Below are 17,727 nucleotides of genomic sequence, written 5' to 3'. Positions count from 1 at the left end.
TCACCCGTCCTGATGCTCGCCCCGTCGCACGACGCGCATGGCCGTGATCGTCACAGGCCCGGCGCGCAGGAGATTCATGGCGGAGACGATCATCTCGGCCAGACGTTCAGGCGAAATGCAGTCGCCCTCGATATCGAGCAGAAAATCCTTCGCCTCCACGTAACCGCCATTGGTGAAGTCGATGCGGGCATCGAACTTCACGCGGTGCATGGAGGCGGGATTGGCCCGATAGGGCTCTGCCGCGGGATCGGGATGGAAGGTCCGCGGCAGATCGTTCATCAGCGCAGGCTTCCGCAGAAGCGCTGGATGCGGGTGCAGGCATCTTCCAGCAGCGCGTTCGACGTGGCGTAGGAGATGCGGAAGTTGGGGCCGAGACCGAAGGACGAGCCGTGCACGGCGGCGACGCCTTCGGCTTCCAGCAACTCGGACACGAAGTCCTCGTCGGTCTCCAGCACCTTGCCGGACGGCGCGGTCTTGCCGATGGCCTCGGCGCAGGACGGATAGACGTAGAACGCGCCTTCCGGCATCGGGCACTTCAGGCCCTTCGCCTGATTGAGCATCGAGACCACGAGGTCGCGGCGCTCCTCGAAAGCCTTCTTGAAGACCTTGAGGTGATCCTGCGGACCGTCGAGCGCTTCGACGGCCGCCCATTGCGAGATCGCGCTCGTGCCGGAGGTCTGCTGGCCCTGCACGAAGTCCATGGCCTTGATGAGATGCTCGGGGCCGCCCGCATAGCCGATGCGCCAGCCGGTCATGGCATAGGCCTTCGACACGCCGTTCATGGTGAGCGTGCGCTCGTAGAGGTTCGGCTCGACCTGCGCGGGCGTGACGAACTCGAAATCGCCGTAGGTGAGATGCTCGTACATGTCGTCGGTGAGCACCCACACATGCGGATGGCGCATCAGCACGTCGGTGATTGCCTTCATCTCGGCGCGCGAATAGGCGGCGCCCGTCGGGTTCGACGGCGAGTTGAGGATGATCCACTTGGTCTTCGGCGTGATGGCGCGCTCGAGCGGCTCCGGCTGGAGCTTGAAGCTGTGCTCCATGGAGCAATCCACGAACACGGGCTTACCGCCGCACAGCACCACCATCTCCGGATAGGACACCCAGTAAGGCGCGGGAATGATGACCTCGTCGCCCGGGTTCAGGGTGGCGAGCAGCGCGTTATAGATCACATGCTTGCCGCCGGTCGACACGATGGTCTGCGACGGCTTGTAGTCGAGGCCGTTCTCGCGCTTGAACTTGCGCGAGATCGCCTCGCGCAGCGGCACGATGCCGGACACGGGCGTGTACTTGGTCTCGCCCCGGCGGATCGCCGCGATGGCCGCTTCCTTGATGTTGTCGGGCGTGTCGAAATCCGGCTCGCCGACGGAGAGGCTGATCACGTCCCGCCCTTGGGCTTTCAGATCCCGCGCTTTCTGCGTGATGACGATGGTGGCAGACGGCTTGATGCGGGAAAGGGCGTCAGACAAAAAGCCCATGGGAATCCTCCGATCGGGGCGTTAGAAAGGGACCGTGACGGCGGCGGACCCTAATCTGGGCAAGCCGTCCAAGCAAGCAAAACAGCCCCGCCTGCCGGGATTTTGAGGAGACGCCTTTTCCGATGACCCAATCCGTCACCCGCCGCCTTGCGCTCGGTCTTTTCGCCGGCGCCGCCCTCTTCGCTTCTGCTGCTTCCGCTCAGGACTTCCCCATCCGCGTCATCAAGATGGTGGTCCCCTACCCGGCCGGCGGCCCGACCGACGTCATCGCCCGCATTGTGGCCGAGGAGATGGGTAAGGAGCTCGGCCAGAACGTGATCGTCGAGAATCTGGCCGGCGCCTCCGGGGCGGTGGGCACCCGGTCGGTCGCCAAGGCGGAGCCCGACGGCTACACCATCGTGTTCGGCAACAACCAGACCCACGGGAACAACATGTTCCTGCTGAAGGAGCCGGGCTACGACGCGGTGAAGGACTTTGCGCCGCTCGCCGGCGCCGGCGCCTTCGAGCACGTGTTCGTGGTCAAGAACGACCTGCCCGTGAAGTCGATTCCCGAGCTGGTGGAACTCGCCAAGAAGGATCCGGGCAAGCTCAACTACGGCTCGACCGGCGTGGGCTCCGGCTCGCATCTGGCCACCGAGCTGTTCATGACCCGCACGGGCACCAAGATGACCCATGTGCCCTTCCGGGGCGCCGCTCCCCTCGTAACCGAGCTCATGGCCGGCCGCATCGACGTGTCGAACTCGACCCTGCCGAGCGTTCTCTCCCAGTTCCAGGCCGGCCAGATGCGCGCCATCGGCATTGCCAGCCCGCAACGCAATCCGCAGGCTCCGGACGTGCCGACCTTGCGCGAGCAGGGCATCACCAATGCGGATGCGGAATCCTGGGCCGCCTTCTTCGCCCCGGTGAACACGCCCAAGCCCATCCTCGACAAACTCTCGGGCACGATCATCGCGATCCTCAACAAGCCCGACGTGAAGGAGCGGATCACCAAGCTCGGCTTCACCCTGAACGTCCGCAACCCGGACGCCTTCAGGCCCTATCTCGACAAGGAGATCCAGACCTGGGCCGAGATCATCAAGGCGGCCGGGATCAAGGCCGAGTGAGACTGCTCGGTGTCATTCCCGGCCGGAGCGCAGCGGAGGGGAAGGGAATCCATAGCGCCGAGGGTGCGAGTGGACCCCCTTCCCTCGCTACGCTCGCCGGGGATGACACCCTCTCCGTCATGGCCGGGCTTGTCCCGGCCATCCACGTTTTAAGAGGCTTGAAGACGTGGATGCCCGCAACAAGTGCGGGCATGAGGCGAGATATGGGAGACAAGAGATGGAACGCCACCAAGGCCGCCTGATCGACCACGTCCACCTGCGCGTCTCCGATCTCGAAGCGAGCCGGCGTTTCTACCGCGCGGTCCTGCAGGCTCTGGGGCATGACTTCACGTCCGAGAGCGCGGAGCATTTCGCCTGCGACGAGCTTTGGGTCGATCAGGCCGAGGGTCCGGTCTCCAGAGTCCATCTGGCATTCCAGGCCAAGAACCGCGAGAGCGTTCATGCCTTCCACGCAGCCGCCCTCAGCGCTGGCGGCCAGGACAATGGCGGGCCCGGCGAGCGCTCCTACCATCCCGGCTATTACGCGGCTTTCGCCTTCGATCCTGACGGTCACAACATCGAGGCGGCGCATCACGGGCCTCGGGAACGCTCCGCCTCATCGGTCGTTGTGACTGCGGCTGGGTCGGGTTGACTTGCCACAATGGTTAATAATTGGTTAACAAAGACTTAGCCAAGACTCCGCAAGCAGCACTTTCGCCGCACCCTGGAACTTTCTTGAATCAAAGCGGTTTTCCTCTTGTGATCATCGTTCGGTTGCTAGGGGAAGAACCGATGAAAACCTTCCAGGCCAGAAACACCTGCCATGTCTCGTCCCGGGTCCAGCGTCTCGACCGGCGTCAGGAAAGCCGCTGCTCCCTCGCCCTGATCATGCTGATGAGCTTGGCGACGCTCTCCGTCATGGCCACCACCCAGACCCTCTCCGCTCAGGACACGAAAACCATCCACGTTTATTCTGTGCGATAACGCGTGAGTGAACGCCGGCGCGGTTGACGCCCTGCTGCAAGAGTCTAGCTCTCCGGCAACGGATCGACGGAGAGATGCATGCTCAAGCTTCGTGTTGCCCTGGCCTGCGCCCTGACCTTCGGCGCCCTCCCCTCAGCCCTGGCCCAGGACACCCAGCGCCTTCGCACCGACAAGGTGGAGGTGATCGTCGAGACGGTCGCCCGCGATCTCCAGAACCCCTGGGGCCTCGCCTTCCTCCCCGACAACCGCATGCTGGTCACCGAGCGCGCCGGTCGCCTGCGCATGGTCGATGCCAACGGCACCCTCTCCGAACCGATCAAGGGTCTTCCGCGGATTGCGGTGCGCGGACAGGCGGGCCTGCTCGATGTGGCTCTCGACCCCAACTTCACCCAGAACCGGCTCGTCTACCTGAGCTTTGCCGAAGATCGCGGCGAGGGTCGTGCCGGCACGAGCGTGGCGCGGGCACGCCTCAGCGACAACGGGACCGCCCTGGAATCCCTGAACATCATCTTCCGCCAGGAGCCGAGCTACACAGGGCCGAACCATTGGGGCTCACGCCTGGTGTTCGACCGCGAGGGCAATCTCTTCGTGACCCTGGGTGACCGCTTCGATCTGCGCAATCAGGCCCAAAACCCGGACAACCACATCGGCAAGATCGTCCGCATCAAGCCGGAGGGAGGGGCGGCACCGGGCAACCCCTTCCTGAACCGCGAAGACGCTCGAGCGGAGATCTGGTCCATCGGCCACCGCAACCTGCAATCGGCAGCCCTCCACCCGACGACGGGCGAGCTGTGGACCGTCGAGCACGGTGCGCGCGGCGGAGACGAGATCAATATCCCGCAGAAGGGCAGGAACTACGGCTGGCCGGTCATTTCCTACGGGGTCGATTATTCAGGCGCGAAGATCGGCGAAGGCACGAAGAAAGCGGGCCTGGAGCAGCCGGTCTATTACTGGGATCCCTCCATCGCCCCATCCGGCATGGCCTTCTACACGGGCGACAAGTTCCCGGCCTGGCGCGGCAGCATCCTGGTCGGTGCATTGTCGGGCAAGCTCGTCTCGCGGCTCGACACCAACGGCAATCGCGTGACGGCTGAGGAGCGCATGCTGCAGCAGCTCGGCGAGCGCATCCGCGACGTGCGCCAAGGCCCGGATGGCTTCGTCTATCTGCTCACGGATTCCCGCAACGGCCGCATCCTGCGGATGAAGCCCGCGACCTGATGTGTTTGCTCAACGTCCCTGGAAGATGAAGGCGGCCCCTCCTGCGATGAGGCAGAAGCCGATCAGGTGGTTCCAGCCGAGCGGCTCCTTCAGGTAGAGCACCGAGAATCCGGCGAAGACCGCCAGGGTGATGACCTCCTGCATGGTCTTCAGCTCGGCGGCGGAATAGACCGCGGAGCCGATCCGGTTGGCGGGCACGGCCAGCCAGTATTCGAAGAAGGCGATGCCCCAACTGACGATCACCGCCATCCAGAGAGCCGATGTCTTGTACTTGAGATGCCCATACCACGCGAAGGTCATGAAGACGTTCGAGGCAACCAGCATCAGGACGGGGGCAACGTGAGGGCTCATCGGCATTTCCGGAAATGGTAGGAGGTGGGCGCGCCCTGCCCTATTCTTCTCAGCCGGGCTGTCAAGCGGTCGGTGGGAGCGGGCGAAACATGCGTAAGAAGGCTGTGGCAATCGGACTCGTCGGTGTCGGGCTCGGCTATGGCCTGTGGCGCGGCTGGGAAACGGGGGTCGAGCGGGCATGGCAGGGCCTGTTCGGCTCGCCCGACCTCGGCTCTGTGGCGTTCGCCACCCTCAAACGCCGCACTACACCGAACGATGCCCTGATCTGCTCAGCCGACATCTGCCCTCAGGCGCAGCCCGATGCCGAGCCGCCGGTCTTTTCCGTGCCCGGCGCACGCCTGCGCAGCCTCGTCGCCGAGGTGGCCCTGGCAGAGCCCGGCACGACGCTTCTCGACAGAGGCCAGGAGCAGGACCGCTATCTCGTGCGCACCCGGTTCATGCGCTTTCCCGACACGGTAGTCGTGCAGGTGTTCGACCGGGGCCAGGATGCATCGACCCTCGCCCTGTATTCCCGCAGCCAGGTCGGCCGCTCGGATTTCGGCGTCAACAGGCGGCGGATCGAGCGCTGGGTGGCCCGCATCGGCACGCTTGCCGCACGGGGCTAGGCCCGCAGGCGACCATGAGCCGTTCGAGAACCTGAGAGCCGCCGGCCATCTGCGGATTGGAAGGATCGAAGCCCTCCCGCATCTCCCGCTGGGTGACGAGGCCGCGCGCCCTCTCGAAGGCCGAATCCAGGCGCGCATCACCCCGGAGGGCCTTGTTGAAGAAAGCGTCGCCGAAATAGGTCCAGGTCGCCCCGTCCCGGCAGCCGAAGGACGGCTTGTCGGCCGCAGCCGCGGTGATCACGAGGGTTTGCGCATCGGCCAGTTCGCGGGCGAAGACGCCCGAGTAGCAGGCCGAGACGATCACCACCCGGTGCTGCGCCCGGGTTCTCTCGAGCAGGGCTCTCACGTCGCCGGGCGTGACGAGACGGGTCTCGCGCCCGGCCACAAGGCCGATGCCCTCCGGTGCCCCGTGAGAGGTCAAGACGAGCACCACGATGTCCTCGGCCGGATCGAGCGTGCGGCCTGCCGCCTCGGCGGCGGCCAGGATGGTCTCTGGCGTGGCGCCGGCCCAGCGCTTGGTGTTGAACCGGACAATGGAGCGCCCCTTCGCGCCGAGCTGCTGCTCGAGGATGCGGGCTGCGCCCTTGGCCTCGCTCTCGAACACGCTCTGCGGCCCCCAGAGACCGAAGGACAGGATGTAGACGTCGGTCTGCCCCGCCCGCTGGGGCTCCAGCCTCATAGGATCGGTACGCCGGGCAGTCTGCCCAAAGGATTCCTGAACGGGGACGGCGGCGAGGAACAGCCCCACCAGCCAGACAACGATCGATCGGAGCATGTGACATTCCCCAGCCTGCGTCCAGCTTATGCGCAGAGCCCGTCAGACGCCAAGACGGGAATTGGACCGAGGAGAGGCTGGGCTGAACCGAATCCCCTCTTCCGGGTTTCCCTGTCAGCTACGTCACGAAACGATGGCCCCGGAAGGGCTTCGAAGAGGGTTTCTATGGATATCGCGCTCGACAAGGTTTGCGAACTCATTCTCCGGGTCAGGGCCATCGACGTCAAAGAGGGCATCACCGATCCGGCCTCGGGCTCGAATCCCATCGACGACGGCAGCATCGATGCGCTCACCGCCTCTCCGGACGACGCGACGGAAGACGAGGTCCGCGATGTGATCGCCGGCCTCAACGACGATGAGCGCGCCGACCTGATCGCCCTGGTCTATATCGGCCGCGGCGACATGGAGCCCGAGGAATGGGGCGCCGCGGTGCGCCTCGCCCGCGAGCGCGAGGAGGCGAGCTCCGCCTCGACCGCCGACTGGCTCATCGGTATCCCGAACCTCGCCGACCTTCTCGACGAAGGCCTGAACGCCATGGGCCGCAGCTGCGCCTGATCGCAGCCCCTTCACAGAATATTTTACCTCGCGCGCATCCAGGCGCTCTTCTGGCGTGTATAAAGGCTACGTTCGAACGGAGAACATCGTGTGGCCTTAGCGCTCGGGACGGCTTCAACCCCGGCCCTGGACCTGAACCACGCCCTCGGCCAATGCGCCCGGGGCGATCGCGCAGCCTTGCGTGCCATCTATGACAGCGAGGCGCCGCGGATGCTGGGCGTCGCCATGCGGCTCCTGCGGCGGCGGGCCTTGGCCGAGGAGGCCGTGCACGACACCTTTCTTCAGGTCTGGCGCAAGGCGGAGAGCTTCGACCCGGCCCGGGGCGATGCCCGCTCCTGGCTCTATGCCATCCTGCGCAACCGGGCTCTGAATATTCTTCGCGGCGAGACCCGCACCGACCTCGTGGAGGATTTCGAGCCTATGGGTCTCGTAAGCGACGAGGAGAATGCCGAAGCCGTGATGCTGCGCCTGTCCGATACGGGAAGCCTCAAGCGCTGCCTGGAGCGCCTGGAGCCCACGCGCCGCCAGGCCATCACCCTCGCGTACATCCACGGCCTCAGCCACGGCGAACTCGCCGGCCGCCTCGGCGTGCCGCTCGGCACGATCAAGTCGTGGATCCGCCGCTCCCTGCTGGCCCTGCGGGAGTGCATGGCATGACGCGCGACGATCAGGATCGCCTCGCCGCCGAGCACGTCCTCGGCCTTCTCGAGGGCGAGGAGCGCGGAGTGGCGGAGCGCCTGCTGGCCTCTGACGAGAGCTTCCAGGCTCTCGTCCAGCAATGGCGCACCCGCTTCGCGGAATGGGACAACACGGCGGCCGATGTCGCCCCGAGCGATGCCCTGTGGCGGCGGATCGAGACCGGCCTTGAACCTCAACCGGTAGCAACAGCCGCGAGGCCCGTGGCGTCCGAACGGCGGGTGACTTCGCCAAGCCTGGTGCAGGGGCTCTGGAATAGCCTCAGTTTCTGGCGCAGCTTCGGCATGGCCGGGGCGCTGGCCGCCCTCCTGCTCGCCTTAGGCGTGGGCTACTTCGCCGACAAGGCCACCCGCCAACCGATGCTCGTCGCGGTTCTCATGAGCGAGACGAACCAGCCCGGCGCCGTGCTGCGCACTTTCGCTGACGGGCGCCTCGAGCTCACGCCGCTCGGCGACATGGAGATCCCGCACAACCACTCCATCCAGGTCTGGACCTTCCCGGACCCGAACGGAGCGCCTGTCTCCGTGGGCGTGGTGCAGACGGCCAGGACGGTGCTGCTCGATCCGAGAAACCTGCCCCAACCGCACTCGAATCAACTGTTCGCGATCTCGGTCGAGCCGCTCGCCGGCTCCCCTACGGGACAGCCCACGGGACCGGTGGTGATGAAGGGAACGGCCTCCACCGCACTGTGACGGCGCCCTATTTGTGACACGGATCGCGACAATACTTTCTGCTAATCCCAAAGGAGGATGTCATGGCTCCGCGCCAGCCGCCTGAGAGTTCGGATGACGAGCAGATCAAGCATCTGCAGGCCCTCCACAAAGCGCTTCAAGAGAGCACGGCCATCGATAAGTTGCCCGTTGCTGAAATCAAGCAGGATGAGCCGCACCTCGTGGCGTCAGAAGAGGTCGAGCTTGACCGCATGGAGGCTTACCTGAGGGGTCCGACGGCGTTCACCGCCTGACCCCAAAATTCTCTCTTCACGAAAACGCGACCTCGCATCCAATCCCACCCATGCGGGGTACCCGCCCTGAAGGTTGAGCCTTCGATCACCGGCAATGGAGCCGGGATCCCATGCAAACCAATTCAGGGACAAGATCCATGAACATTCGCATTGCCTGCATGACCGCCGCCATCGCCCTGGCCGCTCCGGCTCTCACGCTGTCCGTGACGGCGCAGGAGCAGACCAAGACGGTGGGCGGCGCCCCGATGTATGCCTCGAAGAACATCGTCGAGAATGCCGTCAATTCGAAGGACCACACCACCCTCGTGGCCGCCGTGAAGGCTGCAGGCCTCGTCGAGACCCTGCAGGGCCAGGGCCCGTTCACGGTGTTCGCCCCGACCAACGCGGCTTTCACCAAGCTGCCCGCCGGCACGGTCGACACGCTCCTGAAGCCCGAGAACAAGGCGCAGCTCACCGGTGTCCTCACCTATCACGTGGTGCCTGGCAAGATGACCGCGCAGGATCTCGCGGCAAAGGTGAAGGAAGGCGGCGGCAAGGCCATGCTGAAGACCGTGCAGGGCGAGATGCTGACCGTCACGCCGTCGGGCAACACGCTCACCATCACCGACAAGAAAGGCGGCAAGTCCACCGTCAGCATCGCCGACGTGATGCAATCGAACGGCGTCATCCACGTGGTCGACACCGTTCTGCTGCCGGGCTGATCCCCCACATCCCGGCATGGGCGGAGCGAAAGCTCCGCCCCGTTTCCCAGTGATCACAAACTTCAGCAGCCCCTCGGGGCTGCCTTTTTTGCGAGGCTTCGGCTCAGCCTGGATATCGACAGACCGAACGAAAAAGGCCGCTCGTTGAGCGGCCCTTCCCGTGTGGACGGTTTCGTCTCACAGTTTCCCGAGCTTGAGGAAGAGCGTCTCGCCGGAGGAACCGCTGACACCATCGTTGTCGGTCACGATGTAGGCATCGCCCGCGGCGTCGACGGCGAAGCCCTCGACCTTGTCGAGCACATAGCCTTTCGCAGCCTTCAGATCGGGCAGAAGATCGCGCACCAGCGTCTTCTGCACGAGCGGCAGCTCGCCGCCGAGCGCCCGAGGCTTCATGTCGGCGAGAGACACGGCATAGAGCTTCTTCACTGTCGCCTTCTCGGCAATCTGGTTGTCGCGCTCGATGATGATGACCCGATCGCCCGCCGCCGTGATCTCGGAGAGGCCGATCCAGCCGGCTTCCGCGCCGTCGAGCGGATAGCGCACGGCGCTCCAGCTCTTATCCGACGGCTTGTAGGCCAAGAGCTTCACGACGTTCTTTCCGTCGTCGGCCCATTCGCGCTGAACCGCAAGCCACACGATCTCGTCGGAGCCTGAACCCGTAACCGTCACGCCCTCGAACCCGTAGTTCTTCGCGCCCTTCTCGAGATCGGCCGGCACCGTGATCTCCTCCTGGATCGCACCCTTGGCATCGACCTTGATGAGCAGGTTCTTCACGCCCTTTTCCAGGTTGCCCTCGGAGGCGAGCCAGAAGCCGTCCTGTGCCACAGCAATGCCTTCGAGATCGAGCTTCTCGGCCGCGGCGCCATTGCGCGTGACAAGCACTTCGCCGGTGATCAGCGCAGGTTTCTTGCTCGCATCGATTGTCAGAATGCGCGGCGCAGCGCCATAGACACTGTCCGTGACCGCATGGAACTTGGCGGCCTGCGTCTTATCGGCGGCGAGGCCGGACAGCGCACCCCAGGCGATCGGCAGACCATCGACGTTCTTCGCCGAGCGGATCGTCGGATACGCTGGAGCGGCGCGCTCGGCGCGCTGGTAGATCATCACGTGCGGAGCGACTCCGCCTTCACCGTGCAGATCGGTCTCGCTGGTGGCGACGAAAAGGTTGCGGCTCGGTATGGCGATGAGACCCTCAGGACCGATGCCGGTCGGCAGCACCTGGACGAGTTCCGGTGCTGCCCCCGTGTCGCGATAGACGGCAACGACCGAGGCGCGCTCGGAGCCGACGAAGATCAGCGTGTCGTTGCCGAAGCGGCCGGTCTCGACGCCTTCGATCTCGACGCCCTTCTTGTTGCGGCTCTCTGGATAATGGCCAAGCGACACGATCTCGTGCTCGAGGCTGGCGCCGGATTCGTAAGCCACGCTGCCATCGCGGTTGAAGATGGTGAAGCCGCGCGAGCCGCCCTTCCAGTCGCCTTCGTTCGCCGTCACGAACCGGTTCGCATCGATCCAGTGCACCGCGTCCGGCTCACGCACGACCTTGTCCATCGTGCCGGTCAGCTCGATCTTGCCGTCCTTCTTGGTGTCGATGGTCTTGAGGTCCACGCTGCCGGCGGAGAAATGCGCCTCGACCTTGCCGGTCTTGCCGTCGACCACGGCGATGTGGTTGTTCTCCTGCAAGGTCACGACGACCTTGCCCTCGTCCGACACATCGACATATTCCGGCTCGGGATCCTCGCCTCCCACAGCGGGAAGACCGGTCAGGCTCACGGTCTTGAGACCCGCGCAAGCGAGCTGATCGCCATCGAGCGATCCGAGCACCAGCGAACCGGCGGGCATCTGCGGCAGCGCACCGTCGTTCACCGTTTCGTCGCGCTCGTTCTCGATCGCGATGGCAAGAACGCCCGCATTGGCTGCAACCGAGTCCGGCTGGCCCGGCAAGCTGCATTCCGCCGCAATCTTGCGATCAGCGAGGCTCACCGTGACGAGCTTGCCGCTCGGATTGGTGAAGCTCTCGGAGGTGTTGACGGCGACGTAAGCCTTCTGGCCCACGACCTTCACGGAGGTGGGCTCGCCGCCAAGGGCAAGCGAGCCGCCAGCCTTCGGATTTGCCGGATCGGTGATGTCGATGAAACCGAGCGCCTTGCGCGGGCTGTCGGTATAGATCAGCAGCTTGCCGTCTTCGCTCGCCGTGATGATCTCGGCGACGGTCTCGGCTTTCGGATCCTCGTCCTTCGGCAGGTTCGCCGTGATCGGGAAGCTGGCGATACGGTCGAAATACTCGGCAGCCGAGGCGCTGAGCGCGGTGCCGGAGAGGAGCGCGGCGGCAAGCGAGCCGACGATGATGGAGCGATGCATGAGATCCCCGCAAGACGGTCAAGGTTAGCCGGATCCTCATGCGCCCGTCGTATGACAGGCCAATGACGGCAGATGAGACCACCGCTTTGCACCCAATCCCCGCCCAAGACGTTGTCGGAAGCACAGTCACCCTGTAGCTGTTGCCTCTCAGCCAACAGTCACGCTTGAACGAATTCGACAGGAGCCCTCATGAGCATCGGGTTGATCGCCCTGCTGGACGACATCGCGGGCCTCGCCAAGGTCGCCGCCGCCTCGCTGGACGACGTGGGTGCCCAGGCCGCGAAGGCGGGCGCGAAGGCGGCCGGCGTGGTGATCGACGATGCGGCCGTGACGCCGCGCTACGTTGTGGGCTTCGCCGCCGCGCGCGAGCTGCCCATCGTGGGCAAGATCGCCCTCGGGTCTCTGAAGAACAAGCTGATCTACCTTCTTCCCGCAGCCCTGCTGCTGAGCCTGTTCGCTCCGTGGGCCATCACGCCGCTGCTGATGATCGGTGGCGCCTATCTCTGCTACGAGGGCTCGGAGAAGGTGTTCGAGGCCTTGTTCCCTCACGGGGCGCATCAGCACGAAAATGCCGTTGGCGAAGCCACGCAGACGGCCCAGAACCTCGAAGACGAGAAGGTGAGCGGGGCGATCAAGACCGATTTCATCCTCTCGGCCGAGATCATGGCCATTACGCTCGCGAGCATCCCGGTCGGATCGACCTGGATGCAGGCCGTGGTGCTCGCCGTGGTCGGCATCGGCATCACGGCCCTGGTTTATGGCGCCGTGGCGCTGATCGTGAAGGCCGACGATGCCGGGGTCGCCATGGCGGCCAGCAACCGGCCCGTCTCGCGCCTATTGGGGCGCGCCCTGCCGGGCAGGGCGCCCACGGGCGCTGACCAAGCCCTGGCGCCCCTGACGAAGGCCTTCGGCCGGGGCTTGGTGAAGGGCATGCCGGTCCTGCTCAAGCTTCTCGCCATCGTCGGTACCGCCGCGATGGTCTGGGTCGGCGGCGGCATCATCATTCACGGGCTCGAAGGTTATGGCTTCGCCGGGCTGGGCCACGCCATCCATGACGTGGCGGTGGCGGCCGGTCATGCCGTTCCGGCGCTGGGTGGCTTCGTGGAGTGGCTGGTCTCGGCAGCGGCCTCGGGCCTTTTCGGGCTCCTCCTCGGCGCTCTCCTGATCCCACTGACCCACTTCGTCGCCGTACCGCTGATCAAAACCATGCGCGGCGGCAGCCGCAAGGCCGAGAAGCATGGTGCCTGAGCCGGGCTGCCGCCCTTCCAATCCCTCTCTGTTTGTACCATATTCGTTCTATGGCCAAATCACCCAAGAAGCCCAAGCTTTCCACCGGGAAAGCCTCCAAGCCTGAGCTGAAGCCCCTGGCGCCTCACCTGGCCGATCTCCTCAATCCCGCGGTCAACCGGGAGCGGGAGGCGGCCGAGGGTTTCGCCGAGCGCGCGCAGGAGACCTTCATCCACGGCGACATCACCGAGGTCGACCCGGCGCTCGCAAAGAAGCTCGGCCTCAAGGGTCCCGACGATGGGCCGGACGTGGCCGAGGAACTGGGCGAGATCTCCTCCGGGTCCGGCTATTCCGCCACGGTCGATGCCCTGTCGCGGCTGCTCACCGAGGGCGATCCGCGCTTCAAGAACGGCACGCTCTGGGTGCCGCACCGCCCGCCCCGGCCCGAGAAGTCGGAAGGCGGCATTCCGTTCAGGATCAAGTCCGATTTCACCCCCTCCGGCGACCAGCCCAACGCGATCCGCGAGCTGGTGGACGGCGTGCGCCGGCAGGAGCGCGACCAGGTGCTCCTCGGCGTCACCGGCTCGGGCAAGACCTTCACCATGGCCAAGGTGATCGAGGAGACGCAGCGTCCCGCGCTCATCCTCGCGCCGAACAAGACGCTGGCCGCCCAGCTCTACGGCGAGTTCAAGTCGTTCTTCCCCGACAACGCCGTGGAATACTTCGTCTCGTATTACGACTATTACCAGCCCGAAGCCTATGTGCCGCGCTCGGACACCTTCATCGAGAAGGAATCCTCCATCAACGAGCAGATCGACCGCATGCGCCACTCGGCGACGCGCGCGCTTTTGGAGCGCGACGACGTGATCATCGTGGCGTCCGTGTCGTGCATCTACGGCATCGGCTCGGTCGAGACCTATACGGCCATGACCTTCTCGGTGAAGGTGGGCGAGAAGATCGAGCAGCGCCAGCTCATCGCGGATCTCGTGGCCCTGCAGTACAAGCGCATCCAGAGCGACTTCGCCCGCGGCACCTTCCGCGTGCGCGGCGATGTGATCGAGCTGTTTCCCGCCCACTTGGAGGACCGCGCCTGGCGCATCGGCCTGTTCGGCGACGAGATCGAGAGCATCGTCGAGTTCGATCCGCTCACCGGCAAGAAGACCAACGACCTGCAATTCGTGAAGGTCTACGCGAATTCGCACTACGTGACGCCGCGCCCGACCTTGCAGCAGGCCGTGAAGGGCATCCAGGACGAGCTGCAGCACCGCCTGCAGGAGCTCGCCCGCATGGGCCGTCTGCTGGAAGCACAGCGCCTCGAGCAGCGCACGCAGTTCGACCTCGAGATGATCGAGGCCACCGGCGTGTGCAACGGCATCGAGAACTATTCGCGCTATCTCACCGGCCGCAAGCCCGGCGAGCCGCCCCCGACCCTGTTCGAATACCTGCCCGACAATGCGCTCGTGTTCACCGACGAGAGCCACGTGACCGTGCCGCAGATCGGCGGCATGTATCGCGGCGACTTCCGGCGCAAGGCGACGCTGGCCGAATACGGCTTCCGCCTGCCCTCCTGCCTCGACAACCGACCGCTGCGCTTCGAGGAATGGGACGCCATGCGCCCGCAATCGGTGCACGTGTCGGCGACGCCCGCCAAGTGGGAGATGGAGCAGACCGGCGGCGTCTTCGTCGAGCAGGTCATCCGCCCCACGGGCCTCGTCGACCCGGTGGTGGAAATCAGGCCCGCCCGTTCGCAGGTCGATGACCTCGTGCACGAGGTGAAGGAGCTTGCGGCGAACGGCTACCGCACGCTGGTGACCACGCTCACCAAGCGCATGGCCGAGGACCTCACCGAATACATGCACGAGAACGGCATCCGCGTGCGCTACATGCACTCGGACATCGACACGCTGGAGCGCATCGAGATTATCCGCGATCTCAGGCTCGGCGCCTTCGACGTGCTCATCGGCATCAACCTGCTGCGCGAAGGCCTCGACATTCCGGAATGCGCGCTGGTCGCCATTCTCGATGCCGACAAGGAGGGTTTCCTTCGCTCCGAAACCTCGCTGGTGCAGACCATCGGCCGCGCGGCGCGTAACATCGAAGGCAAGGCGATCCTCTACGCCGACAAGATCACCGGCTCCATGGAACGGGCGATCGCCGAGACCAACCGCCGCCGCGAGAAGCAGCTCGCCTACAACGCCGAGCACGGCATCACGCCGCAATCGGTGAAGAAGAACATCGCGGACATTCTGGAAAGCGTCTACGAACGCGACCACGTGTCGGTCGATACGGGCCTCGCAGACCGCACGGTGGGCCACAACCTCAAGGCTGTCATCGCCGACATGGAAAAGCGCATGCGCGAGGCCGCGGCGAACCTGGAATTCGAGGAAGCGGCGCGCCTGCGCGACGAACTCAAGCGCCTCCAGGCCACGGAGCTTGCGATCAGCGACGACCCGATGGCGCGGCAATCCGACGTGGAGCGGGAGGCCGGCAAGTATGGCGGTTCGCGCAAATATGGCCGCAGCGCCAACCTTCCGCCGAAAGGGCTTCCGCCTTCAGGCGAAGGCACGACAGCGGGCGACGAGGATTCGGACAGCTACGGCCCGACCGGCAAGGGCCGCTCGGACGAGGGCACGCGCATCCGCAAGCCTGGCCTCGACGAGATGGGCCCGGGCACCGACCGCGAGGTGCCGCTGAACTTCCGCGAGCGGCCGAGCGGGCGCTCCACGCAAGGGTTTGCCGGCCAGAAGCCGAAATACAAGGGACGGAAGGGGCGGTAGGCCGCCCCTTCGCCGGAGCGTTTATTCCGGAAACCTGCGCTGAGTGACGGCCTGCCCGATGACGCCGCCATTCGCGTCTAGGGCCTTGATGGTCCATTGATAGGTGTGCACCTGGCCGGCCGGCGGGCTCGGGCCGTTATAGCCGCCGAGCGCTGCGGCCGAAACGGCGCTGCAGTCGATGGTGTTCCGGCCCGCCTGATACGGCACCTTGGCGCCGCCATGGCGATAGCCCGGCACGTCAAGATCGACCATGTTGAAGTCGAGTGTCGCGGTGCCCTTCGGCACGCCGGAGAGCTTGAATTCCGGCGAGCTGCCGCACCAGCGCAGGTTGGCGCCGAACTTCGCCTGCGCGAGCGCGGTGGTGCCCGATGCCGCAAGCCCCATGGCTGCAAGGATGATGAGTTTCTTCATGATGCCCCCGATTGGCGTTCGTTGAGAACGATCTCGCCAGACATCAGTCCGCCCCTCGTCCGTCAATGCAGCACCAGGCTTGTCGACAGGCAAAGACCCCGGACCTTTGCGGCATGGTGAACGGCACGGGCGCTCTGACCCTTATCCCGGCATCCGCTCGAACACGCCCGTGACCACCGGGCCGATGCCGGCCATCAGAATGGCCGCGGTGGCGGCGGCCTTGGGGATGAGCAGGCCGGCCTGCCGGGCATCCGTGTACCAGCCGCCGACGATCGTGCGCCATTGCCAGTAGGGCGAGAAGGTCCAGGCCTGAGGATAGGGCCGCCGCTCGCGCCGGCAGATGTCCCACACGATCCGGTCGTTCACGCGGTAGAACGCCAGGGACGCCGCCCCGAACAGCATGAACCAGACCAGCCCTCTGACCATCCCGGCGCTCCGGCTTCCGCCTCAAGCATCATGATGGATGAAGCCCGTGCCATCTTTGTGGCGCCACCCCGCACAATCATTCAACCGACCGGTTGACAATCCCCGCCGCCTCATGCATATTCAACCACATGGTTGAATTACATACATCCCCGCTCGACAATGTCTTCCACGCCCTCGGCGATGCCACCCGGCGGCACATGCTGCGCGACCTCGCCCATGGCGAGCGCACCGTGAGTCAGCTCGCCGAGCCCTTCGCGATCTCGCTGGCGGCGGCCTCGAAGCACATCAAGGTGCTGGAGAATGCCGGGATGATCCGGCGCGAGGTGCGCGGCCGGACCCATGTCTGCCGCCTCGATCCCGGCCCGCTGGCGAGCGCCCACGAATGGCTCGCCGCTTACGAACGCTTCTGGACCGATCGTCTGGATGCCCTCGACCGGCTCCTTCGCGAGGAGGATGCCCGCAATGCCACCAAGCCCGCACAAAACCCAGAAGGAGACAGCCATGAATGACCTCTCGCCCACCACCCTGGCCCCCGATGCCTATGGCGTCATGACCGGACCCGACACGCTGACCATCCAGCGCCTGCTGCCCGGCCCGGTCGAGCGGGTGTGGGATTACCTGACCCAGAGCGAGTTGCGCCGCCAATGGCTGGCCGCGGGCGAGATGGCGCTCGCGGTCGGCGCGCCCTTCGAGTTCGTCTGGCGCAACGACGAGCTCACCTCCCCGCCCGGCGCCCGCCCGGCGGGCACGGCCGAGGAGCACCGGCTGGAATGCCGGATCACCGAGCTCGACCCGCCGAAGAAGCTCGCCATCACCTGGGGCTCCACGGGCGGCGTCACCTTCACGCTCGAGCCCATCGGCAGCAAGGCCCTACTCACCGTCACCCACCACCGGGTGCCCGAGCGCTCGACCCTGCTCAGCGTCAGCTCCGGCTGGCACACCCATCTCGACATCCTGGCGGCCCGCATGGCCGGCCAGGAACCGGCCGAGCCCTTCTGGGACCAGATCGCCCGCCTGCGGCCCGACTACGAGCGGCGGATCCCGGGCTGAACCCGCACCGCGTCATGGCCGGCCTCGTGCCGGCCATCCACGTCTTCGCTCTCAACTGATGCAACC

At 65.5% G+C, this 17,727-nt stretch carries 21 protein-coding genes; 14 read left to right on the top strand and 7 right to left on the bottom strand.

Features of this window, described 5'->3' with window-relative positions; genetic code table 11:
• Both FHR70_RS04795 and FHR70_RS04790 read right to left on the bottom strand, forming a co-directional pair.
• Window positions 1–279, bottom strand: coding sequence for a hypothetical protein (locus FHR70_RS04795; protein WP_210277466.1), 279 nt, complete (start codon window positions 277–279; stop codon window positions 1–3).
• Window positions 279–1,481: a pyridoxal phosphate-dependent aminotransferase gene (locus FHR70_RS04790; RefSeq protein ID WP_183447597.1), complete on the bottom strand. Its 1,203-nt coding sequence runs from the start codon at window positions 1,479–1,481 to the stop codon at window positions 279–281. Before FHR70_RS04790 ends, FHR70_RS04795 begins: the two co-directional genes overlap by 1 nt.
• A 122-nt stretch (window positions 1,482–1,603) precedes the next feature.
• On the opposite strand from FHR70_RS04790, the gene FHR70_RS04785 reads away from it, so the two are divergent.
• The 4 genes from FHR70_RS04785 to FHR70_RS04770 all read left to right on the top strand — a co-directional run bounded on the left by FHR70_RS04785 (window position 1,604) and on the right by FHR70_RS04770 (window position 4,765).
• Window positions 1,604–2,584, top strand: a complete 981-nt coding sequence (locus tag FHR70_RS04785; protein ID WP_183447595.1) for a Bug family tripartite tricarboxylate transporter substrate binding protein — start codon at window positions 1,604–1,606, stop codon at window positions 2,582–2,584.
• 217 nt (window positions 2,585–2,801) lie between these two features.
• Complete coding sequence (locus FHR70_RS04780) at window positions 2,802–3,215, top strand: VOC family protein (protein ID WP_183447593.1); 414 nt, start codon at window positions 2,802–2,804, stop codon at window positions 3,213–3,215.
• A 140-nt stretch (window positions 3,216–3,355) separates the two neighbouring features.
• The gene (locus tag FHR70_RS04775; RefSeq protein ID WP_183447590.1) at window positions 3,356–3,547 is read left to right on the top strand and encodes a hypothetical protein; all 192 of its coding nucleotides are present in this window, start codon (window positions 3,356–3,358) and stop codon (window positions 3,545–3,547) included.
• A 78-nt stretch (window positions 3,548–3,625) separates the two neighbouring features.
• Window positions 3,626–4,765, top strand: coding sequence for a PQQ-dependent sugar dehydrogenase (locus tag FHR70_RS04770; protein ID WP_183447588.1), 1,140 nt, complete (start codon window positions 3,626–3,628; stop codon window positions 4,763–4,765).
• Between the two features lie 9 nt (window positions 4,766–4,774).
• Here FHR70_RS04770 and FHR70_RS04765 read toward each other — a convergent pair whose 3' ends face one another.
• Window positions 4,775–5,116 (bottom strand): DMT family protein, encoded by a 342-nt coding sequence (locus FHR70_RS04765; RefSeq protein WP_425487837.1) that lies wholly within the window; start codon window positions 5,114–5,116, stop codon window positions 4,775–4,777.
• Between the two features lie 89 nt (window positions 5,117–5,205).
• Between FHR70_RS04765 and FHR70_RS04760 the strand changes: the two genes are divergently transcribed.
• Window positions 5,206–5,721 carry a DUF1499 domain-containing protein gene (locus FHR70_RS04760; RefSeq protein ID WP_183447584.1) on the top strand — a complete coding sequence of 172 codons (516 nt, stop codon included), beginning with the start codon at window positions 5,206–5,208 and terminating at the stop codon, window positions 5,719–5,721.
• On the opposite strand, the gene FHR70_RS04755 is transcribed toward FHR70_RS04760, so the two are convergent.
• On the bottom strand, window positions 5,660–6,496 hold the full coding sequence (locus FHR70_RS04755) for a C13 family peptidase (RefSeq protein ID WP_183447582.1): 837 nt from the start codon (window positions 6,494–6,496) through the stop codon (window positions 5,660–5,662). The two genes, FHR70_RS04760 and FHR70_RS04755, sit on opposite strands and share 62 nt — an antisense overlap.
• Before the next feature lie 165 nt (window positions 6,497–6,661).
• On the opposite strand from FHR70_RS04755, the gene FHR70_RS04750 reads away from it, so the two are divergent.
• From FHR70_RS04750 to FHR70_RS04730, 5 genes are all read left to right on the top strand, one after another.
• On the top strand, window positions 6,662–7,051 hold the full coding sequence (locus FHR70_RS04750; RefSeq protein WP_183447579.1) for a DUF3775 domain-containing protein: 390 nt from the start codon (window positions 6,662–6,664) through the stop codon (window positions 7,049–7,051).
• Between the two features lie 90 nt (window positions 7,052–7,141).
• A complete protein-coding gene (locus FHR70_RS04745; protein ID WP_183447577.1) occupies window positions 7,142–7,708 on the top strand; it encodes a sigma-70 family RNA polymerase sigma factor in 567 nt (188 codons plus the stop codon).
• A complete protein-coding gene (locus FHR70_RS04740) occupies window positions 7,705–8,439 on the top strand; it encodes an anti-sigma factor (RefSeq protein WP_183447575.1) in 735 nt (244 codons plus the stop codon). Before FHR70_RS04745 ends, FHR70_RS04740 begins: the two co-directional genes overlap by 4 nt.
• Before the next feature lie 62 nt (window positions 8,440–8,501).
• Complete coding sequence (locus tag FHR70_RS04735; protein WP_183447573.1) at window positions 8,502–8,711, top strand: hypothetical protein; 210 nt, start codon at window positions 8,502–8,504, stop codon at window positions 8,709–8,711.
• A 137-nt stretch (window positions 8,712–8,848) separates the two neighbouring features.
• Window positions 8,849–9,412, top strand: coding sequence for a fasciclin domain-containing protein (locus tag FHR70_RS04730; protein WP_210277465.1), 564 nt, complete (start codon window positions 8,849–8,851; stop codon window positions 9,410–9,412).
• Between the two features lie 177 nt (window positions 9,413–9,589).
• Here the strand turns inward: FHR70_RS04730 and FHR70_RS04725 are convergent, their stop codons facing one another.
• Window positions 9,590–11,770: an esterase-like activity of phytase family protein gene (locus FHR70_RS04725; protein WP_183447571.1), complete on the bottom strand. Its 2,181-nt coding sequence runs from the start codon at window positions 11,768–11,770 to the stop codon at window positions 9,590–9,592.
• A 189-nt stretch (window positions 11,771–11,959) separates the two neighbouring features.
• Between FHR70_RS04725 and FHR70_RS04720 the strand changes: the two genes are divergently transcribed.
• On the top strand, window positions 11,960–13,018 hold the full coding sequence (locus FHR70_RS04720; protein ID WP_183447569.1) for a DUF808 domain-containing protein: 1,059 nt from the start codon (window positions 11,960–11,962) through the stop codon (window positions 13,016–13,018).
• A gap of 50 nt (window positions 13,019–13,068) precedes the next feature.
• Window positions 13,069–15,774: an excinuclease ABC subunit UvrB gene (gene uvrB / locus FHR70_RS04715; protein ID WP_183447567.1), complete on the top strand. Its 2,706-nt coding sequence runs from the start codon at window positions 13,069–13,071 to the stop codon at window positions 15,772–15,774.
• 21 nt (window positions 15,775–15,795) lie between these two features.
• Here uvrB and FHR70_RS04710 read toward each other — a convergent pair whose 3' ends face one another.
• Both FHR70_RS04710 and FHR70_RS04705 read right to left on the bottom strand, forming a co-directional pair.
• Window positions 15,796–16,185, bottom strand: a complete 390-nt coding sequence (locus FHR70_RS04710; protein WP_246407795.1) for a YbhB/YbcL family Raf kinase inhibitor-like protein — start codon at window positions 16,183–16,185, stop codon at window positions 15,796–15,798.
• A 141-nt stretch (window positions 16,186–16,326) separates the two neighbouring features.
• Window positions 16,327–16,611 (bottom strand): hypothetical protein, encoded by a 285-nt coding sequence (locus tag FHR70_RS04705; protein ID WP_183447565.1) that lies wholly within the window; start codon window positions 16,609–16,611, stop codon window positions 16,327–16,329.
• Window positions 16,612–16,739: 128 nt separating this feature from the next.
• Here FHR70_RS04705 and FHR70_RS04700 point away from each other — a divergent pair, with 128 nt between their 5' ends.
• Window positions 16,740–17,120, top strand: coding sequence for an ArsR/SmtB family transcription factor (locus tag FHR70_RS04700; RefSeq protein WP_183447563.1), 381 nt, complete (start codon window positions 16,740–16,742; stop codon window positions 17,118–17,120).
• The gene (locus tag FHR70_RS04695; RefSeq protein ID WP_183448502.1) at window positions 17,113–17,661 is read left to right on the top strand and encodes an SRPBCC family protein; all 549 of its coding nucleotides are present in this window, start codon (window positions 17,113–17,115) and stop codon (window positions 17,659–17,661) included. Before FHR70_RS04700 ends, FHR70_RS04695 begins: the two co-directional genes overlap by 8 nt.
• Window positions 17,662–17,727: the final 66 nt, after the last annotated feature.

Origin of the sequence: Microvirga lupini, from assembly GCF_014191055.1 — a bacterium.
GTDB lineage: Bacteria > Pseudomonadota > Alphaproteobacteria > Rhizobiales > Beijerinckiaceae > Microvirga > Microvirga lupini_A.
The sequence above is the reverse complement of the archived record's forward strand: the minus strand, read 5'-3'. Positions and strand labels throughout refer to the sequence as shown.